The organism is Streptomyces cahuitamycinicus, from assembly GCF_002891435.1.
GTDB lineage: Bacteria > Actinomycetota > Actinomycetes > Streptomycetales > Streptomycetaceae > Streptomyces > Streptomyces cahuitamycinicus.
In genome coordinates this window covers 1-3,315 of sequence record NZ_POUC01000635.1, presented here as the reverse complement: position 1 = coordinate 3,315, position 3,315 = coordinate 1, and the positions used below count along the sequence as shown (strand labels likewise).

The following is a 3,315-nucleotide window of genomic DNA, read 5'->3' as shown; positions in this document are numbered from 1 at the left end:
GGGGATGGCGTCGCGCAGGGGGCGATAGGTGATGCCGTCGCGGCGGTACTGGGTGACGGTGGCTTGCGGGGTGACGCCGACAGAGCGGCCGGTGGCAACGGTGGCGAGCCAGTCGTCGACGTCGCGGGTGTACTCCACGGCGGGGCGGGCGTCTTCGGGCCACAGGTCCAAGGTGGTGGTGCCGGTGCGGCGGTCCACCACCAGGGTGCGCTCGCAGATCTCCGCCAGGCGGATGCTGCGACGTCTGGTCCATGGGTCGTCGGAGGCGAGGGCGACGTAGCGGCGTTCGTGGCCGACGAGGGCGTGGGCGTAGCGGCGGGTGTCGACTGGGGTGCGGAGGACGGCCAGGTCGCACAGGCCCTCGGCGAGGCCGCCGCTGGGAGTGTTGTGGCGGATCAGGTGGAGTTCGACGTCGGGGTAGCGGTCGTGCCAGCGGCGCTGGAACTCGGCGGTGTGGCGGCCCATCGCGGACCAGGCGTGGCCGATGTGGAGCCGGGTGTGGCCGGTGGTGGCCTGGTGGACCAGTTCGTCGGCGTCGGCCAGGAGATTCCGGGCGCGGGCGAGAACCTGTACGCCTGCGGTGGTGGGGGTGACAGTGCGGCTGGTGCGGTGCAGAAGTCGCACGCCGAGGATCCGCTCCAGCGCGAGCAGTGTGCGGGAGACCGCGGCCTGGGAGATGCCCAGCTCGATCGCGGCGTCGGTGAAGCTGCCGGCGTCGACGATCTCGACCAGACAGCGCAGGTGCCGCAGCTCCAGTTCCGTACGACCATCCATGTGTTCAGCGTATAGCTGAGACTTCGGATGCATTTTGCGTATGCGGCGGTCCGCCGGATGGTCGTGCCATGACACTCGAAGCTCGCGCAGAGACGACGTCGGCCGCCGCGGCGCAGGGGGCGTCGCCCCGGTGGTCCGGGGTGGCGCTGATGGTGGGCAGCGGCCTGTCCAACCAGGTCGGGGCATCAGTCGCCGCGCTCGCCTTCCCGGTGCTCGGACCGGTGGGAGTGGTGGCGGTGCGCCAGTGGGTGGCCGCCGTGGTGCTGCTGAGCGCCGGCCGGCCGAACCTGCGTTCCTTCACCGCCGCGCAGTGGCGTCCGGTCCTGGGACTTGCCGCGGTGTTCGCGACCATGAACCTCACGCTGTATGCGGCGATCGACCGGATCGGGCTCGGCCTGGCGGTCACCCTGGAGTTCCTCGGCCCGCTCGCGGTGGCGCTGGCAAGCTCCCGCCGCCGTATCGATCTGGCCTGTGCTCTGGTCGCCGCGGCGGGCGTTGTGGTCCTCACCCGTCCCCGGCCCAGTACGGACTATCTCGGCATCGGCCTGGCACTGATCGCCGCCGTCTGCTGGGGCTGTTACATCCTGCTCAACCGCACCGTGGGCGAGCGCCTGCCCGGGCTGCAGGGATCGGCCGCCGCTGCGGCCGTCTCCGGCCTGCTCTACCTGCCCCTCGGCGCCGCCGCCCTGTGGCTCCACCAGCCCACCGTCGGCGCCTTGCTGTGCGCGCTGGCCGCCGGTGTGCTGTCCTCCGCGGTGCCGTTTCTCGCCGACCTGCTCGCGCTGCGCCGGGTCCCCGCCCGCTTCTTCGGGATCTTCATGAGCGTCAACCCGGTGTTCGCCGCTCTGATCGGCATGCTCGTCCTCGACCAGCACCTCGGCGCGGCATCATGGCTGGCCATCACCGTGATCGTCACCGCCAACGCCGTCTCCGTGGGCACCGCCGCCAACACTCGAAGGAAGACCAACCTCCCGCGGTGAACCCGCGCCGGACGCCCACGCCCCGGTGTTGCCCTTCGCCCTCTGCCGCAGCGATTTGCGGTCCCTTCCCGACGGCGATGGTTCCGCGCGAAGACGGCACCCAGCACGACTGGCTTCACGGCGCCGGTACGGCACCGATCTGCTGCATCACCCCGAGGAGGTCGGGCTGAGCCCGTTCCCCGACAATCCGGCCGTCGGCCAGATAGTAGAAGTTCATGGCCTGCACCGAGATCTTGTTGCCGCTCGCCGGGACCCCGAAGAATTCACCGTCGTGGGTTCCCCACATGGTGAACCGCGCGGCGGCCGTGTCGCCTTCGGTGACCGTCTCCTCCAGCGTCCACTGGATGTCCGGGAAGGCGCTGCGCATCATCCCAAGGACTTCCATGTACCCATCGGGCCCCCGCAGTGGTTCCGGGTGACTCGGTGCGTGGAACACCGCGTCCGAAGAGATGACCTCGCGAGCGAGACCCTCATCGCCCGTGTTGATGAACTCGACGAAGCGGTTCATCACTGACTCGGTGGACTGCGGCGGCATCTCGCTGTGCCTCTCCAAAGACGGTGGGTGGACACCTGAGAGCCTAACATCGAATCGATGTCCACATCGGTTCGATGTGAGCGTGCGAAGATGGACTCATGTTGGAACTCGCGATCCTCGGTTTCCTGGCCGAGGGCCCTCTGCCTGGACACGAGCTGCGCCGCCGGGTCTCACAGCTGACCGGTTACACGCGGCCGGTCAGCGATGGCAGCCTGTATCCGGCGATCAATCGTTTGACCAAGGCGGGCTTGATCGAGCGGCGCGCCGACCCGGCCGCAGGGACGGCCCGGTACGTGCTCAGTCTGACCGAGCCAGGGCGGGCCGAAATGCTTCAGCGTCTGCGCAAGCCCGCCGACCACGAGATCACCGACTTCACCCGGTTCTACGTCGTCCTGGCATTCCTCTCCCACCTGCCCGACGTGGCCGAACAGCACGCGGTGCTGCGCAGGCGGCTGGAGTTCCTGGAGGAACCGGCGAGCTTCTTCTACGACAGTGACCGGCCCCTGCGTGCCGAGGAGATCGCCGACCCCTACCGACGCTGCATGCTGCTGACCGCCCGCGCCACCAGCCGCGCCGAACGGATTTGGCTGCGCGAGACCCTCGGGGAGAAGCCGCCCGCATTCGACACCGCATGCACCGACAGCGATCCGCATGCGCCCGCCGTTCCCGCGAGCTGACCGCCCACGGAGGTATCTCCATGCCTGCTTCCTAGTACGACGACCAGGGCTCCGCCGCCGATGTCATGACCGTCGGCGATCTCATTGACCTGTTGTCCGGCTGCGACCGGAGTGCTCCGGTCCGCCAGGCCATGAACCCGTTCTTCCCGATGGCGCACCGCCTTGGCGCAGGTCTTGCAGTCGGTCGACGAGACCGGCCGGACCGTCGTCTACCTCGCCGAAGAGGGTGACGAGGACGCACAACTCGGCCACCTTCCGCCGGAGGTCGCCATCGAGCTGACGTGGCAGGGCCCCGTCCAGGCGCCCCGCGCCGCCCCCGCCGCCGCGCCGGCGGCAACTAGACCCGCAC

The 3,315-nt window shown here is 69.5% G+C and carries 4 protein-coding genes and 1 pseudogene; 3 read left to right on the top strand and 2 right to left on the bottom strand.

Translation table 11 applies throughout. From position 1 onward, the window contains the following. The coding region (locus tag C1J00_RS40775; RefSeq protein WP_102913884.1) for a LysR family transcriptional regulator at positions 1 to 774 on the bottom strand (774 nt) is incomplete at its 3' end. A gap of 68 nt (positions 775 to 842) precedes the next feature. Between C1J00_RS40775 and C1J00_RS40770 the strand changes: the two genes are divergently transcribed. Continuing rightward, a complete protein-coding gene (locus C1J00_RS40770; RefSeq protein ID WP_245936706.1) occupies positions 843 to 1,754 on the top strand; it encodes an EamA family transporter in 912 nt (303 codons plus the stop codon). Between the two features lie 115 nt (positions 1,755 to 1,869). On the opposite strand, the gene C1J00_RS40765 is transcribed toward C1J00_RS40770, so the two are convergent. Then, positions 1,870 to 2,262, bottom strand: coding sequence for an ester cyclase (locus C1J00_RS40765; protein ID WP_245936705.1), 393 nt, complete (start codon positions 2,260 to 2,262; stop codon positions 1,870 to 1,872). Between the two features lie 125 nt (positions 2,263 to 2,387). Here C1J00_RS40765 and C1J00_RS40760 point away from each other — a divergent pair, with 125 nt between their 5' ends. Beyond that, entirely contained in the window at positions 2,388 to 2,966 is a 579-nt protein-coding gene (locus tag C1J00_RS40760; RefSeq protein ID WP_102913882.1) for a PadR family transcriptional regulator, read from the top strand. Between the two features lie 65 nt (positions 2,967 to 3,031). Next, a pseudogene (locus C1J00_RS40755) lies at positions 3,032 to 3,307 on the top strand (hypothetical protein). Positions 3,308 to 3,315: the final 8 nt, after the last annotated feature.